Below are 15031 nucleotides of genomic sequence, written 5' to 3' on the forward strand. Positions count from 1 at the left end.
GTTCCTTTTTTCTACGAGATATATCTAATACCTTATTAGCGTTCTGTAGATTACTTTGCATTTGTTCGTATTGTTCATAACTCTGCTGTAAGTTAAAGTACATACTCTTCAGTGTTTCTGCTAATTGGTCCTTGGTATTTTCCAATCCGCCTTCCGCTGAGTCTACATCAATCTGTTTAATTTCATAATAGTCAGTTCCCGAGTTCCACGTGTAATATTTAATTTCCATTTTTGCTAGCTTGACTGCCTCCTCCTGTCTCCATACCGAAGGACTCGCCGAGATGGCACGTGTCACAAGCGTATCTAAATTCGTGTTATCCATCTTCCGGTAAACAGGTCGATCCACCAGTTCATACACCGTACCTTGAGGTTGCCCCATTTGCGTATTTAGTGAATCCATCGCTTTTTGCAGTGCAGCCTTTGCAATGTCTACATTCTTTTGAGCCTCTATACGAGTCTGAATAATCGTGCTTTGATCACCTGGAGAAATTTTTCCACGGTTGGCCTTCGCTTCAGCAGCTTTTTCTTCCAGTAGTGCGAGCGAAAGTGCATCCTCACTGCTCTTCACTTTGTTATCAGCCAGAAGTACATCATAATAGTTTTTCATTGTAATGTAGTCTGTCTGATCTTGGGCAAGCTCGATTTGCTTCTTGGATTCGAGATAAGAAACCGTCGATGAGGCATACCCCTTCCATGCTGAACTACTGGCCGCATCCTCTTCTCCATTACCTGTACCTGCGGGAATGAAGTCCAGATTCTTACCTGCATTTTTCAGGTTAATCCGATTGCGATCTATCGTTTGCTGGGCCTCCTTCAAGCTAAAGCTATTGGATCGCGCCCATTGCTGGGCTTGACTCAATGTTAGTTTCACACTTGCATTGGAAGCCAATTGCTGCCCCTCTGCTTGAACAAAGGACCCTGAAAAAGAACTGGTTGATAAGGCCAACAGCAATAAAATGAACATACGTTTTTTCATAGAACCCCCTCTTTCTATTTTTAAATAATTGTACAAACACATTCTTATATGAATTATCTATTGTTCTCTTTTGAGCAACTACAAATGAATCATAGACACGTGCAGATTGCTTTCTGCTTTGGCTAAAAGTATTTCGGGATGAAACGATCTAGCAATGTAATCATATGTCAGGGTTTTCTCATAAAATGAGATATGAATGAGCGTCTCTCTTTACTCAGCAGAAACATGACGCTCGCCTCCTTTCAGAGTCAGGCGATTTCTATGATTAGGTTTATCTATAGCAATGAACCCATCATAATGATAAACTCTGAAGAACTTTAGAGGATTTTTCTAAAGAATTTCTTAACATTAGTTGGTAAGGGGTATTCCCTCTCGCATCTTATTTATAGGGAATCTTATCAACAATTTACGTAATAAAAAGCCTCGCCAACTTTTTTGTTGGCAAGGCTTTTTGGGTTCTTCAATCAGATCAGCTTTCTGATTTTCATGCACTTCTTGCAGACTTCGAGTCTGAATAGTGTACATATCTTCAGATTTTCTTTAGATATATCCTCGTAAAATCCTTAGATTTTTTCGTTACTATTTTTATATTGATATAAATAACAAAACGAGGAGATATGGCAATATGTTTTGGATTATTCCTTCCAGTTGTTCGGTATATCATCCCTTTATTTGTTGGGTACCCAAAAGGGAGAAATTAAATAATGGGGGAAAAACAGTTGAATATCAGTGAATGTCTACTTTTTTTGCAAGGATTTCTCACAAATCCACAACGAGTAGGAAGTGTTATACCTAGCTCCCGATTTCTAGCAGCTAAAATCGTTGAGTCTATACCATGGAATGAGGTAAAGGCAGTCGCAGAACTCGGGTCAGGTACAGGTGCTATTACACGTTTCATGAAGCCACAGTTAACCGGATCAACAAGAGTGCTATTGTTCGAAAGGGATAAGAAAATGAGAGCTACTCTGAAGACAAAATACTCGGATTTCGCGTGTCATTCAAACGCTTGCCAATTAATCAAAAAATTGAATCAAGATGACATCGGCCAGCTTGATTGTATTATTAGCGGATTGCCATTTTTTAATTTTACGAGTGAAATGCGAGAAAGCTTACTTAATCAGATTATTAAGGCACTAAAACCAGAAGGGATTTTTGTCGCTTATCAGTACTCACTTCAAATGAAAAAAAAATTTGCCGAAGATTTAATCATCGAAAAAATCGAGTTCGTACCTTTCAATTTCCCTCCAGCTTTTGTATATACCTGTCGCAAAAGGGGAGGCAATAATCGGTATTAATAAACTTTTCGTAGCAATCATTGGGTTTGTCTTAATTATAGAATTTTAGTAGCCGTAATCATAAAAAGTAGGAAAGGGGCATCATGTAATGGATACAATACTTGTTGTAGGTGACGATACAGAGATTCGAGATGTCATTCACGTTTATTTGCGCAATGAAGGATACTTTGTCATAGAAGCTGCAAATGGTCTGGAAGCGTTAGATTTAATAAGATCAATCTCTTTCGAACTGGTCATCTTAGATATTAAGATGCCACAAATGGATGGCATTAATGCTTGCATTAAAATAAGGGAAATATCGAGCACCCCCATTATCATGCTATCGGGGGAGGAAGAAGATATTGGTAAAATTTCGGGTCTTACTCCCGGTGCGGACGATTACATGATAAAACCCTTTAATCCGTTAGAATTACTCGCTCGAGTAAAAGCTCATTTGCAGCGACAATCATTAATAGGAAAAGAAGAATTTAATTCTGTTATATTCATCAAAGATCTTGTGATCGATAAGAGTAAACATTCCGTTACATTGAAAGAAAATAACATTTCGCTGACCCCTCTTGAGTTTTCAATTCTAGAGTTGCTTGCAAGCCACCCTGGGCAAGTATTTAGCTTTGATAAGATTTACGAAAGCGTGTGGAAAGATCCTATTGGGTATTCCGATAATACCGTGATGGTCCATATTCGTAATTTACGAGAGAAATTAGAGGAGTTTCCCAGAGATCCTCAGTATATTAAAACGATTTGGGGAGTTGGTTATAAAATTGACTGAACATGTGCAAAAACCAAAACGAAAAAAAAGGATGATTCAGGTCAATATTTTAATCAGAATGATGCTAAGTCTCATTATCGCCACAACCATAAATAACATGCTCATTTTACTTTTACTGGATATTGGCCATGGCATGGAATCCGAGTGGCTCCTCAATTTCATTCCGTATATTTTCCCCCCCCTGTTTATGGTTAACTTTATTATTACTTTCCTAGCTTTAACTCGACGAATCGTAAGAGACTTAATTTCGTTGGAGCAGGGGCTTCAAATTATATCCGAGGGTAATTTAAGCTATCGAGTGCCTGTCATGCGAAATGATGAGCTTGGGAGGGTTGCGTTTAATATCAACTTGATGGCGGAACGTCTACAACAGCAGATCGAAAAGGAACGTGAACTAGAAATCTCCAAGTTGGAAATGATAACAGGCATATCACACGACTTGCGTACGCCACTTACAAGCATTATTGGCTATATAGAACTCTTAAGAACAAATTCATTTCAAAATAAAGATGAATATACGCGATTTGTTCAAAACACTTATAACAAAGCTATTCATTTAAAAAAATTGCTCGATGATTTGTTTGAATATACCCGACTTACTTCGGTCGATACCCGCCTGGACCTAAATAAGATCGATGTATTCCAGCTTCTAGATCAATTAATTTTTGAATTTGAACCGATCGCTCAAGAGAACGGTATCCATATTATTAAAGACTTAGGTAACTCTCCTATTATAACCGTTATTGACAGTAAAAAAATTGCCAGAGCAATCGATAATCTACTCATGAATGCCCTTAAGTACTCTGTAAAGCCAGGAACCGTTCGTATTTTAATGAAGTTGGATAATAAGCAAATTAGTATTGAGATCGAAAATAAAGGGAATCCCCTCACACAAGAGCAAGAAAATAAACTCTTCAATCGTTTTTATAAAGTAGACCATTCAAGAAGTAGTGAAGGCATTCAAACGGGAGCAGGTCTGGGCCTTTCTATTGCTAGAAACATTATTGAGTTGCATGGAGGAACCTTAACGCTCATTCATATAAATAACATATTTAAATTTACTCTTACTTTGCCTTTCGAAGGAGTTCTGACCCGTTCCATTGGATCAGAAGAAGGCCACTCCGGCAACCTTGATGTATAAGTTGAAAAACTTAAGCCCCGAACAATACTTTGTCCCGGGCTTAAGTTTTGATTTTTAGTATCCAAATTAAACTTACTCTGTTTTTTAAGTATAATCTTCGAGAGTGCTGACAGATAATGTGTTTATGTAAAATAAAAAAGCCGCGCTTATCACGGCCGTACCATAATTAATGCTCATATATTTAGCCTGTTCATTATGCAGCTCTTTTCTCATCTACTCTCTGAAAACAATATCCCGTATATAATGCTTCAATGATAAATTCATTTAATGCCTCCAACATGTATACAGGTGCATCCCTGTCTGCTCCAAACGTTTGCCCGCTATCATGAAGAACGATAACAGCTCCACCCCTTAGCTTGGACAGCAGCCTTTGCTTAATTTTTTGCTTGCCGCCAGAGCTCTTCCAGTCACCTACAATAACAGACCAAAGAATCATGCGAAATTGCTTCATCAGAAAAAAATCAAATAGGTTAATGACTCCCCACGGGGGCCGATAATAGAAGGCTTATTCTCCAATAATACGATTAATGACATTGGCCGTTTTGTTTACCTGCTCGCGAACCCTCTTTGGACTCATTAAAGCATTTGACCAATGTACATAATTGTGGATTCCGACAAGATGTCCTTCATTGTGCATCCGTTGGATTAAATCGGGATATTTCTCTGCTTTGCGACCAAGGACAAAAAAGGTACCCTTTATATTATATTTCTTTAATAAATCAAGCAAAAGAGGCGTAAATTCTGGGTCCGGACCGTCATCAAAAGTTAACGCAATGGGCTGCTCGCCCGTTCCCCTTTTATAAACTCCGATTCCAAATAGTCGGATTATAAGGGTCGGGATAATCGTGTAGACGAGTAATGCACTAATGAGAATTATGAATGTCTGCTTCATGATCCTGCTCCTTTTTAACAGTAATAAATCCATGCTTGCCTTTTTTCTAGGAGCATATCTTTATTTCACTGGATCTATTATTCATTGCAATAGTTCCAAAAATAACTTCTAATGAAGCAAACGCGGACTCTTTAGGATGGAACTGTTTAGTATTTTCTATCATATGTTGAAGAAGTTTTGCATCATCTAGTAATTCCGATAGGCGCTCGGTTAGATCCCCAGATGTCTCTCATTCAATTTCATTCGAAGTTTTTCATTATGCCCACAAACAATGATGAATTGTACAGGCTGTGACAATAGATCAAATTTCTGAATAGTAGAGCTTCCATCGCCAATCATGCCGCAACCTCCTCCCATCACAAGCACAGTAGGCATATGAGGATCTAAACCATACTTCTTAGCTGTTTTCTCTCTTTCTATGGACTGAGAAAATTGCGGGCGAATGGGAATTCCCGTATCTGCAATCCGAGTCTCTTCAACCCCTAATTGAATTAAAGAATCACGTACACTTCTGGAACCCACAATATATTGATCTGTATATGGATAAATCCATGAACTATGATCCGTGTGATCGGTAATGATAGTAACCGTATGAATATCGATTGAACCATATGATTTCAACTTCGACATCACGCCTGCCGCCAAGGGGAAGGTGCATACTACAATAGCTGGGTGTATTTCATTAATCAATTTCATCATTCGTCAGACTCCTGTAGAAAAAACGGTCTTTATAATATAGGATAGGGTGTTTTGTCTCCGCGTTTTCTGATATAGATATCCATAAACTTGAGGGAATGTTTTTACGGCTTGGAGATAAACATTTCGACTCAAATGATTCATATAAGGATGGACCCATTCCATAAAATCAATAATGACAGGTTCCATATGAGGAAATCGAATTTGCATCGCATCTTGTATCGCTTGGGCTACTTGAATGTGACCATCTCCATAATTTCCGGTAAGAATCAACATTTTTTCTTTCGTTCCTTTTTTCATGGAACACAGCTCTCCTTTTCAAAAAATCAAATCTCAGAAACGGTTAAGAATTACTTTCCTTTATGTTAAGAGAAATCGGCATAAACTGAAGGCACAGAAAGGATGCTTTCATATGCCAAAGAAACGATTCTTATTATTGATGATGAAATGAAATTCGGGAGTTGGTGGGAGTATATCTGACTATGACGATTTATATTTTTAAATCAGCATTTCGCCTTATGTGAAAATCGTTTGAGCTGCTAGAATATATAGCAACAGTGAAATCATAACTTTGTTGTATTTCCTTTAAATCTATCAAAAGTGAACTTGCGAACCTTCGGGCAAATCAAAAATGTATTTAAACATGTGTCGGGTCAGTTTAAAAAAAGGGGAAAATAAAGGCTGGTCTAGCTTTAGAAAAAAATATCCCGCTTGTAATCGATTTACAAACAAATTGATACAAGTTATTACAATGGCGAAACTGAGATATGCAATGACGAGACTGAAAACTAATGCCAAAAAAATCTCAAAGCAAACATTTCTTTTGCCGTTTATCAGTTTCAATTTTCTACCCAACTCCCCAAACGGTTTTTATATATCGCGGCTCTCTTGGGAGATCATCTATTTTCTCGTGTAAATTCAGAATTTGAACTACTACCGTATTATCTAAATCTCCTAAAGGTTGATTCCACACATCACGCTTTGCTCCTCTTCCGACTTTTAAGAATCATGAATATGACAATTCCTATGATTAAGGCAAGTCCCACATATATACCGTAGTGATAAATCATTGTCCCGATTGTTTCCACATGACCACCTGCAAATTGGCCAACTACAAAAAAGACAGACGTCCAAACAAGACCGGCTGTATAGGAATAAAGAATATAACGGCGAAATGACATTTTATTAATTCCGACTAAATAGGGAACAATATGCCTCACCACCGGAAAAAAGTAGCTAAAACTCAATGCAATATTTCCATATTTATTTAGAAGGTGTTCTGATGTTTGTATATGCTTCCCCAAATTTTTTTTATGGCGAAGTTTATCCAGCACCGGCGAACCGAAAAACCTGCCTAGAATATAACCAAGAGATAGCCCGGAGATAACTCCTAAATAAGTGATAATAAATGCTGGGAAATAATGGAGTAATCCTACTTTGCTAACGGCTCCGCCGGTCATAACGACAACCTCGTCCGGTATTGGCATTCCAACAATTCCGAGCCATAATGCAAAGAATAAAGCAGCATAACCAAACTGCGCAATCCAATGAATTAGTGTGTCATAACTCACTTAAATCCCCCCCTTCTTACGGCATGTATAAACAAAAGCAGGAGGAAAATTGAGGGGCACAAAATCGATTTTATCAATAGCAGATCGATTTACTCGCAGTTCGATAAAGCGTGTGATAGCTCCTGTGCCAGAACCGAATTCTGCAATTGTGCTCACATCATCCCATGACACAGATTGAACCATTTTACTCGCCAGAAACTGTGAACTGGGCAAAACACTTCCAACTCGCTTTGGATTTTTAATAAATCGTTGCAAGAACATTGCATACTGATTTGAAGTCAAATGACTCTCCCCCTTTCTTCTATTTTTTTCATTTGTTCACCAGCTTATGCAGTAAAGTTGGATAATTTCGACTTGAACCACTTGGTTGTGATAAAGGTGCCAACGGCTATCATTAGAGCAACCACGGCCAATTTAGGATCGATCAAATCTAGCAAAGCCAATATATAATGTCCAAGGAACTTGCCAAAGGTAAAGAACGTAGCGGTCCAAACAAACGCGCTGGAATACGAAATCAAAGCAAACTTCTTGTATGAGGTACCGTTTAGACCAACGAATACAGGCAAAATATACCGAATGACTGGTATGAAATGTCCAAGACACATTGCGATATCTCCGTGTTGTTCAAAAAATTTCTCTGCTTTCTGAAAGTGACGGTTGTTTTGAAACTTTAGTTTAAATTTTTCTCCAAAGATTCTGCCCGCAAAATAAGCAATTGTAATTGCTGTAAATAAGCCAGCGAGAATAACAATATATACAATCCACGGGTTTAAAGCTCCGTTGTTACTCAAAATTCCACCTGTTAGTATGGTTATTTCATTTGGAACCGGAACGCCGAATGGGCCTAGGCAGAAGGCTAAGAAAAAAAAGAGATATCCATAATGATCGACTAGCTGTAAGACGATATCACTAATCATGTTCTAACCTCCTCGTTAATGTCGATGAAAGTATATTATTATAAAAATCTTAGGAGCTTATAGGGATATTTCTAAAGAAATTCTGAAGTAATACAAAAACGCCTTTAATTCTCCCCTCCAAGCCATGGCTTGACATCTTAAACTGTTTTACGCCCAATGTAGGAAAGGTCTGATCAGCTTTTAACTAAGCTAATCAGACCTCAACTTTATCCTAACACTTTGGTAATTCTACTTCTTTAGCACTGATGGAAATTGAAAAAGAGAGAGTTCACTCTCCTATTCCCACTCGTACTAGTGAAAACATAGCTTCACATACAAGTAGAAGAAAATACACGATCTCATAAACATCCCCCTCCCCAACATTATGAAGGGATACAAATTAGAGTCGCACTAGGTCTTTCTATAGCCATAAATATCATTGAGTTGCGTGGCGGAACAGTTTGCCCTTATAAAAAAGCCTTACCGACTTGGTTGGTAAGGCTTTTTGGGTTGGATGATATAGATTTTAAGCCTTCTATAGATGAATCTTTAGATTTTCTTTAGAAATATACTCATTAATTCCTTAGTTTTTTTCATTATGATTTCTGTAATGAAACAATAAAGAGGTGCAGAAATAGAGAGATTGGGCCATGTGCATCGGTATGTTCTTCCCAATCGTACGATATTTTCTCCCTATGTCTTCACTTCAATTTTTTCATTTTTAATCGTTTCGGTATCCATCCGTTTCGATAAAAGAAATAAATTTGTTTAATATTTGTGCCATATTCAGCATTGTTCCTGACAATAAAAACAGTAATGGAGGAAAATCAGTTGAAACTTAATGAATACCTTTTATTTTTGCAAAGCTTTATTCGCAACCCCAAAAATGTAGGCAGTGTTATACCAAGCTCCCGGTTTCTAGCGACTAAAATGGTTAAACAAGCCCCCTGGAACGAGATTAAGGCAGTCGCAGAACTCGGATCAGGCACAGGTGCCATCACCCGTTTTATCAACGCCCAGGTGAGTGAACCCACGAAAGTGTTATTGTTTGAGATGAATGAGACTATGAGGAATAATTTACAGACAGAATACCCAGACTTCTCCTGTCATCCGAACGCTGCTCAGTTAGTAGAAGCAATGAAGCAAGAGAACATTCATCAGCTAGATTGTATTTTTAGCGGACTACCTTTTTTTAATTTTGAGCGTGAATTGAGAGATACCTTGGTTGAACAGATCTATAAAGCACTCAAACCTGGAGGCTTGTTTATCGCCTTTCAATATTCGCTTCAAATGAAAAAGCAGCTTTCCGAAAAATTTATCATTGAAAAAATTGATTTAGCACCTTTCAATATCCCTCCCGCTTTCGTTTACGTCTGTCGCAAAAAGGAAACAATTTAAATGATGATGGCACTTTCATTCACTCCATTAAATGTTTTGCTTATGCGTATGTAGAAAAAGTGAAGACTTTACCTTATTATCAGGATATCTATACTAGTTGCGTAATTTCAGGCACCTTAAATACCTTTATTCTACCCAGTCAAAAAAGAAGGAGCAGTCAGTAATGAATACCATTCTTGTTGTGGATGATGATTCCGAGATTCGGGATGTCATTCATGTATATCTACGTAATGAAGGATACCATGTGATTGAAGCAGCCGATGGTGAGGAAGCCCTGGATGCCATAAAGACAACACCGATTCAACTGGTTATCTTGGATGTCATGATGCCACGAATGGATGGAATCAGAGCATGCCTTAAAATAAGGGAAATATCGAATACTCCGATTATCATGCTGTCAGCCAAGGAAGAAGATATTGATAAAATTAACGGACTGACTACCGGGGCCGATGACTACATGATCAAACCGTTCAATCCATTAGAATTGCTTGCTCGTGTAAAAGCGCAGCTACGTCGTCAAACATTAATAGGAAAAGAAGAATTTAATTCCCTTATTCTTATTAAAGACCTGATCATCGATAAGAGTAAACATTCCGTAAAGTTAAAGGGCAACGAAATTTCGTTGACTCCTCTGGAGTTTGCTATTCTGGTCTTGCTTGCCAGCCATCCTGGGCAGGTTTTTAGTTCGGAGCACATTTACGAAAATGTATGGAAGGCGCCATATGGATTTTCTGATAATACCGTAATGGTTCATATTCGTAATTTACGAGAAAAATTAGAGCAGTTCCCAAGAGATCCTCAGTATATTAAAACGGTGTGGGGAGTTGGCTATAAAATTGAATGAACATGTACAAAAGTCAAAACGAAAAAAACGGATTCAAGTCAACATTTTAATCAGAATGGTGCTAAGTTTTATTATCGCCATTGCTATAAATGATATTCTCATTTTACTTTTCTTGAAAATTAGCAGTACTATGGAATGGCATTGGTTTCGCAATTTTTTTCCTTATCTTCTTACCCCCTTGTTTATGGTAATGTTTATTTTTACTTTTTTAGTTTTGACACGGCGAATCGTTAGAGACTTAATTACATTGGAGCAAGGGCTTCAGATTATTTCCGAAGGTAATTTAAAATATCGGGTACCTGTTGTTCGGCAAGATGAACTTGGACGGGTTGCGCTCAACATCAATCGAATGACAGAACGTTTAGAGCAACAGATTGTAAAAGAACGTGAAATAGAGAAATCCAAGATGGATTTGATCACAGGTATTTCACATGACTTGCGCACGCCTCTGACAAGCATTATCGGCTATATCGAGCTTTTAAGAACAGACTCATATCAGGATAAAGATGAATATACGCGCTTTGTTCAAAACACCTATAACAAAGCAATTCATTTGAAGAAGTTGCTCGATGACTTGTTCGAATATACTCGGCTCACTTCAGTCGATACCCACTTAAATCTGAGAAGGATCAATTTATTTCAACTCTTGGATCAATTGCTGTTCGAGTTCGAACCCATTGCTCAAGAAAACGGTGTATATATCGTAAAAGATATCGGTGACTCCCCAGTCGTTACCTCCATTGATAGCGATAAAATTGCTAGAGCAATCGATAATCTCCTCATGAACGCCTTAAAGTATTCCTTGAAGCCGGGAGGCATTTGCATTCGACTGAAAACGAGTCCTGAGCAAATTACGATTGAGGTCGAAAATAAAGGAGCTCCCCTCACGCAAGATCAAGAGGAGAAGCTATTTGATCGTTTTTATAAGGTTGATCATTCAAGAAGTAGCGAAGGTATCCAAACTGGAGCAGGACTGGGTCTTTCCATCGCTAGGAATATTGTTGAGTTACATCAAGGCACCCTAACGCTCAATCATAGTCATAACGTTTTTACATTCCAATTGAATTTACCTTTTGAAAACAACTCAAGTAGCTAACCGCAGTCCTTAAAGAATATTTATACAGTGGCGGATTATTATGATTTTACATCTTAATAAATCCATTTACAGCGACTCAGGATATTCCTATTTCATAACCATTTCCTCAATATACTGAATGTCGCATATAACGTGCTTAAATGATCAATTTTCTTTTTCAAAGAATTATCTCTAATAATCTGTCCATCTTTAGTCCATTGTCCATATATTTGAACTAACCGCCCTGTAGTTCGTGAGAGTTCAAGAAGAAGTGCTGTCTTCAGATGCTCTTTTTGAACTAAAGTTAGGTTATTATCCATTTTTATTTTATTAAATTCTTCTATCAAATCTCTTACTAATTCATTATTCACTTCTTTCAATGAAGCCATTGTCTTCTCCAAGAGCTTCACGTTTCCTTTTTATCTCTTGATACCCTGGAACTAAACATACTTCGGTTTGGACATCTTTGTACTCTAATTCAGCAGATTTATAGATTGATTTTCCGCAAATAGTTAAAAAGTAGCTCAATTTATCTAAGTTTGGTTTCGCTAAATTCTTTTTCCCATTAAGTTGACCCTTGTGAACATAGTCCTTAAGCGAATCAATTATATCCACCATTAAACCGATAAACTCTTCCTTCTGATCTTCCTTAAATTTTTTTACTCTCTCAATTAAATTGTCATAATAAACTGACAATTGGCTCTCGTTCGAGATATTTGAGACAAGTGTATTTATAAGTAACGAAAGATGTGATACGCAACAATTAGCAATAATAAGAATTTATAACAGTTTGAACTCTTCTGTCATCTAGTGAATTCAAACTATCTATTATTGGTTTAATATTAGTAGGTAATGGAACAAAGTAATCACCCCCTTCATCATATTCTTCGTAATCGAGTTCAGTTCCGTTAACGTCTTCTTTTCTAATTGTTGATTCTTCCTCTTCGTCTGTAATCGTTCTAACTTTATAAAGTTCCATTATCGTGCTTTATTACTTTATTTGTTGTTCTAAGGCTTCCAAGGTATCTAGTGTCACGGGAGCCGCATAGTCTTCGTGCCATCATACGATATTAAAAAACCTAATGAGGTGAGCCTATTGTTCGTTCAATTAACCGTGAGTGAGATAATGATCTGAAAACAAAAAAACTGGCACAAAAAATATCTCGATGGATAAGCCTTGAAAAAACAGCATCATTTTATGATAAATCTAAATGGGATTTATGCAGGAAATGCAGGATATAAAGAGAGTCTTAAAAATCTCAATTCAGCTTATTCGACCCCTTTTACAAAAAAAACTACCAAGCAGATTTGGATGGTAGTCTGTTGTGTTTTGTCGATTTTCCAATAAATTGAAATAGTTACTCGGCGGCACTTGACGTCAGATTCCTGTGGTGGATTTTTCCCTTTCATTCGAAAAAAAACACCCGGCAGGATGCGTACCGAGGGAAATACGGCATACACCCAAGCCGGGTAAGGGATTAGAAAATAATATCAATGGCCTCTAGCACATCTTGCTCCTGTTCGGATTGCCCGTTCAGGGAAATATCCTTCAACAGCACCGAAGGCTGTTCGCAAATTTGGGTGATGATCACGAGCAGGTCCTGAGCGAAATTGTCGATCAGATTGAGCGTAAACAACTTGGTGGCATATTCAAACTGCCCGTTCATTCCCTCATCCAGCAACGAAATGACCAAGGTAAGATCAAATTGGGAAACCGTATGAGTTTCCGGATAAGATTCGATCTTGATATCCCCGAAGCTTTGAACGTTATCTTCCTTGGTTTCCAGAGTAAACATGACATCGAATACAGGATTGCGGCTTTGATCTCGCGGCGCCTGCAGCTTTTTCACAAGCTCCTCGAACGGATAATCCTGGTGGTCGTAGGCCCCCAGCATCGTTTCTTTGACTTCGTTCAAGTAAGCGCGGAACGTCTTCTCCCCGGACGGATAATGGCGAATCGCCAAAGTGTTGACAAACATTCCGATGAGCGGCTCCAGGTCGGCATGTGTGCGGCCCGAAACCGGCGTGCCTACAATGAAGTCTTCTTGTCCCGAGTACTTGCTGAGCAGGATTGAATAGGCCGCCAATAACACCATATAAAGGGTGGCACCGTTCTCATCGGCGATGCGCTGCAAGCTGTCGGTCATCTGCTTGTCGATGCTGAAAGGCAGCACATCTCCCTCAAAGCTGCGAGCGGCAGGTCTGACAAAGTCCGTAGGCAGTTCAAGCGTCGGCAGTTCGCCTTCCAGCACGTCCAGCCAGTAGGCTTCCTGACGTTTCAGCCGCTCTTTTACAGGTTCGGACTGCTGCCAAGCGGCGAATTCCTTGTATTGAATCCGAAGCGGTTCCAGAGTCTCGCCGTTATACAGACGCAGCAGCTCTTCGACGAAGATGCCCATCGACATGCCATCCGTGACGATATGATGAATGTCCAGCATGAGCAGATGCCGTTCCGCTTCCCATTCGACTAAGCCCACACGCAGCAGCGGCGGCTGCTCCAAATCAAAGACGCGTACAAAGCCGTCTACGATGCTCTTCGTTTCACTTTCCGTCGCTTTCCTATACTCGACGGCAAACTTCAAGTCCGGATAAATCCGTTGTACCGGTTCGCCGTCGACCATTTCGAAGCCGGTTCGCAAAATTTCGTGACGAGCTATCAATCCTTTGAGCGCCGCCTCGAATTGATTCCGTTCCAAGCGCCCGACGAGAACCGTCATGCCGGACATGTTGTAGCTAAGCTCGGCGCCTTCCATCTGCTGCTGGATGTACAGCCGTTTTTGCACGGAGGAAAGCGGATAGTAATCCCTCTTATCCAGAACCGGAATGGAGAGGTATTCCTGCCGCTCCAATTGGCTGATCGCTTCGGCCATCGCTTCGATGGTCGAGTGCCGGAACACATCGCGCAGCGGCAGGTCCACGCTCAGCTCCTTGTGCACCTTGCTGACCAGCGTCGTCGCCCGCAGGGAATGCCCGCCGAGGTCGAAGAAGTTGTCCGTCACGCCAATCGTGACCGGCCCGAGCACGTCCTGCCAGATGGCGACCAGTTTCGCCTCCAGTTCGGTGCGCGGTGCCACGTATTCGCGGCCTGCGCTTGCTCCCCCTTCCGGCGCCGGCAGCGCCTTCCGGTCGATTTTCCCGTTCGGCGTCAGAGGCAGGCGCTCCAGCTCCACGAAGTACGACGGGATCATGTAACCCGGCAGCTCGCTGGAGATCGCCCGTTTCAGGTCTGCCGCCGTCAGTTCGCCATCCGTTGTGTAGTACGCGCACAGCGCTTTCTGCCCGTTCGCGTCACTTCGAACCAGCACCACCGCTTCGCGCACGCCTTCCACCCGCAGCAGCTGCGACTCGACTTCGCCCGTCTCGATCCGGTAACCCCGGATTTTCGCCTGGTTGTCGATCCGGCCGATGAAGTCCACGTTCCCGTCTTCCATCCACCGCGCCAAGTCTCCCGTGCGGTACAGCCGCTCGCCCGCGGCGA

General features: G+C 40.1%; 16 protein-coding genes and 2 pseudogenes. 6 read left to right on the plus strand and 12 right to left on the minus strand.

From position 1 onward, the window contains the following. A partial coding sequence (locus GRP75_RS11455; RefSeq protein WP_160789370.1) for a TolC family protein occupies window positions 1–976 on the minus strand: 976 nt, incomplete at its 3' end. 704 nt (window positions 977–1680) lie between these two features. On the opposite strand from GRP75_RS11455, the gene GRP75_RS11460 reads away from it, so the two are divergent. The 3 genes from GRP75_RS11460 (at window position 1681) to GRP75_RS11470 (ending at window position 4181) form a co-directional block, all read left to right on the plus strand. Then, window positions 1681–2271, plus strand: a complete 591-nt coding sequence (locus tag GRP75_RS11460) for a class I SAM-dependent methyltransferase (RefSeq protein WP_160789371.1) — start codon at window positions 1681–1683, stop codon at window positions 2269–2271. 88 nt (window positions 2272–2359) lie between these two features. Next, window positions 2360–3040, plus strand: a complete 681-nt coding sequence (locus GRP75_RS11465) for a response regulator transcription factor (protein ID WP_023990449.1) — start codon at window positions 2360–2362, stop codon at window positions 3038–3040. Continuing rightward, complete coding sequence (locus GRP75_RS11470; protein WP_075154804.1) at window positions 3033–4181, plus strand: sensor histidine kinase; 1149 nt, start codon at window positions 3033–3035, stop codon at window positions 4179–4181. The genes GRP75_RS11465 and GRP75_RS11470 overlap by 8 nt, the downstream gene beginning before the upstream one ends. 193 nt (window positions 4182–4374) lie before the next feature. Here GRP75_RS11470 and GRP75_RS29665 read toward each other — a convergent pair whose 3' ends face one another. The 7 genes and pseudogenes from GRP75_RS29665 to GRP75_RS11500 all read right to left on the minus strand — a co-directional run bounded on the left by GRP75_RS29665 (window position 4375) and on the right by GRP75_RS11500 (window position 8257). Beyond that, window positions 4375–4617, minus strand: coding sequence for a polysaccharide deacetylase family protein (locus GRP75_RS29665; RefSeq protein WP_237448992.1), 243 nt, complete (start codon window positions 4615–4617; stop codon window positions 4375–4377). A gap of 69 nt (window positions 4618–4686) precedes the next feature. After that, window positions 4687–5073, minus strand: a complete 387-nt coding sequence (locus GRP75_RS29670; RefSeq protein ID WP_237448993.1) for a polysaccharide deacetylase family protein — start codon at window positions 5071–5073, stop codon at window positions 4687–4689. 210 nt (window positions 5074–5283) lie between these two features. Next, window positions 5284–6069 (minus strand): annotated as a pseudogene (locus tag GRP75_RS11480) (MGDG synthase family glycosyltransferase). A 547-nt stretch (window positions 6070–6616) separates the two neighbouring features. Continuing rightward, window positions 6617–6742, minus strand: a pseudogene (locus GRP75_RS11485) (winged helix-turn-helix domain-containing protein); the annotation flags it as partial. Window position 6743: 1 nt separating this feature from the next. Beyond that, window positions 6744–7340 (minus strand): DedA family protein, encoded by a 597-nt coding sequence (locus GRP75_RS11490; protein WP_068938306.1) that lies wholly within the window; start codon window positions 7338–7340, stop codon window positions 6744–6746. Beyond that, window positions 7341–7622 carry a hypothetical protein gene (locus GRP75_RS11495; protein ID WP_202404096.1) on the minus strand — a complete coding sequence of 94 codons (282 nt, stop codon included), beginning with the start codon at window positions 7620–7622 and terminating at the stop codon, window positions 7341–7343. Between the two features lie 44 nt (window positions 7623–7666). Continuing rightward, window positions 7667–8257 carry a DedA family protein gene (locus tag GRP75_RS11500; protein WP_023990456.1) on the minus strand — a complete coding sequence of 197 codons (591 nt, stop codon included), beginning with the start codon at window positions 8255–8257 and terminating at the stop codon, window positions 7667–7669. Window positions 8258–9067: 810 nt separating this feature from the next. On the opposite strand from GRP75_RS11500, the gene GRP75_RS11505 reads away from it, so the two are divergent. The 3 genes from GRP75_RS11505 to GRP75_RS11515 all read left to right on the plus strand — a co-directional run bounded on the left by GRP75_RS11505 (window position 9068) and on the right by GRP75_RS11515 (window position 11574). Then, on the plus strand, window positions 9068–9634 hold the full coding sequence (locus GRP75_RS11505; RefSeq protein ID WP_160789372.1) for a class I SAM-dependent methyltransferase: 567 nt from the start codon (window positions 9068–9070) through the stop codon (window positions 9632–9634). Between the two features lie 163 nt (window positions 9635–9797). Further along, a complete protein-coding gene (locus GRP75_RS11510) occupies window positions 9798–10478 on the plus strand; it encodes a response regulator transcription factor (protein ID WP_023990458.1) in 681 nt (226 codons plus the stop codon). Next, window positions 10471–11574 carry a sensor histidine kinase gene (locus GRP75_RS11515; RefSeq protein ID WP_160789373.1) on the plus strand — a complete coding sequence of 368 codons (1104 nt, stop codon included), beginning with the start codon at window positions 10471–10473 and terminating at the stop codon, window positions 11572–11574. Before GRP75_RS11510 ends, GRP75_RS11515 begins: the two co-directional genes overlap by 8 nt. A 92-nt stretch (window positions 11575–11666) precedes the next feature. On the opposite strand, the gene GRP75_RS11520 is transcribed toward GRP75_RS11515, so the two are convergent. The 4 genes from GRP75_RS11520 to GRP75_RS11535 form a co-directional block, all read right to left on the minus strand. Further along, window positions 11667–11942, minus strand: coding sequence for a hypothetical protein (locus GRP75_RS11520; protein WP_023990460.1), 276 nt, complete (start codon window positions 11940–11942; stop codon window positions 11667–11669). Then, window positions 11917–12249 carry a hypothetical protein gene (locus GRP75_RS11525; RefSeq protein ID WP_160789374.1) on the minus strand — a complete coding sequence of 111 codons (333 nt, stop codon included), beginning with the start codon at window positions 12247–12249 and terminating at the stop codon, window positions 11917–11919. Before GRP75_RS11525 ends, GRP75_RS11520 begins: the two co-directional genes overlap by 26 nt. Before the next feature lie 67 nt (window positions 12250–12316). Next, on the minus strand, window positions 12317–12532 hold the full coding sequence (locus tag GRP75_RS11530; RefSeq protein ID WP_160789375.1) for a hypothetical protein: 216 nt from the start codon (window positions 12530–12532) through the stop codon (window positions 12317–12319). Between the two features lie 499 nt (window positions 12533–13031). Next, window positions 13032–15031, minus strand: a 2000-nt coding sequence (locus GRP75_RS11535; protein WP_237448994.1) for a condensation domain-containing protein, incomplete at its 5' end; no start/stop codon positions are given.

The organism is Paenibacillus sp. OT2-17, from assembly GCF_009827695.1.
Lineage (GTDB): Bacteria > Bacillota > Bacilli > Paenibacillales > Paenibacillaceae > Paenibacillus > Paenibacillus polymyxa_B.

Excerpts from the sequence above, each read along its gene's own strand:
- GRP75_RS11530 (WP_160789375.1), bottom strand. The coding sequence starts at position 12,532 with ATGGAACTTTATAAAGTTAGAACGATTACAGACGAAGAGGAAGAATCA.
- GRP75_RS11460 (WP_160789371.1), top strand. The coding sequence starts at position 1,681 with ATGGGGGAAAAACAGTTGAATATCAGTGAATGTCTACTTTTTTTGCAA.
- GRP75_RS11465 (WP_023990449.1), top strand. The coding sequence starts at position 2,360 with ATGGATACAATACTTGTTGTAGGTGACGATACAGAGATTCGAGATGTC.
- GRP75_RS29665 (WP_237448992.1), bottom strand. The coding sequence starts at position 4,617 with ATGATTCTTTGGTCTGTTATTGTAGGTGACTGGAAGAGCTCTGGCGGC.
- GRP75_RS11500 (WP_023990456.1), bottom strand. The coding sequence starts at position 8,257 with ATGATTAGTGATATCGTCTTACAGCTAGTCGATCATTATGGATATCTC.
- GRP75_RS29670 (WP_237448993.1), bottom strand. The coding sequence starts at position 5,073 with ATGAAGCAGACATTCATAATTCTCATTAGTGCATTACTCGTCTACACG.
- GRP75_RS11520 (WP_023990460.1), bottom strand. The coding sequence starts at position 11,942 with ATGGCTTCATTGAAAGAAGTGAATAATGAATTAGTAAGAGATTTGATA.
- GRP75_RS11510 (WP_023990458.1), top strand. The coding sequence starts at position 9,798 with ATGAATACCATTCTTGTTGTGGATGATGATTCCGAGATTCGGGATGTC.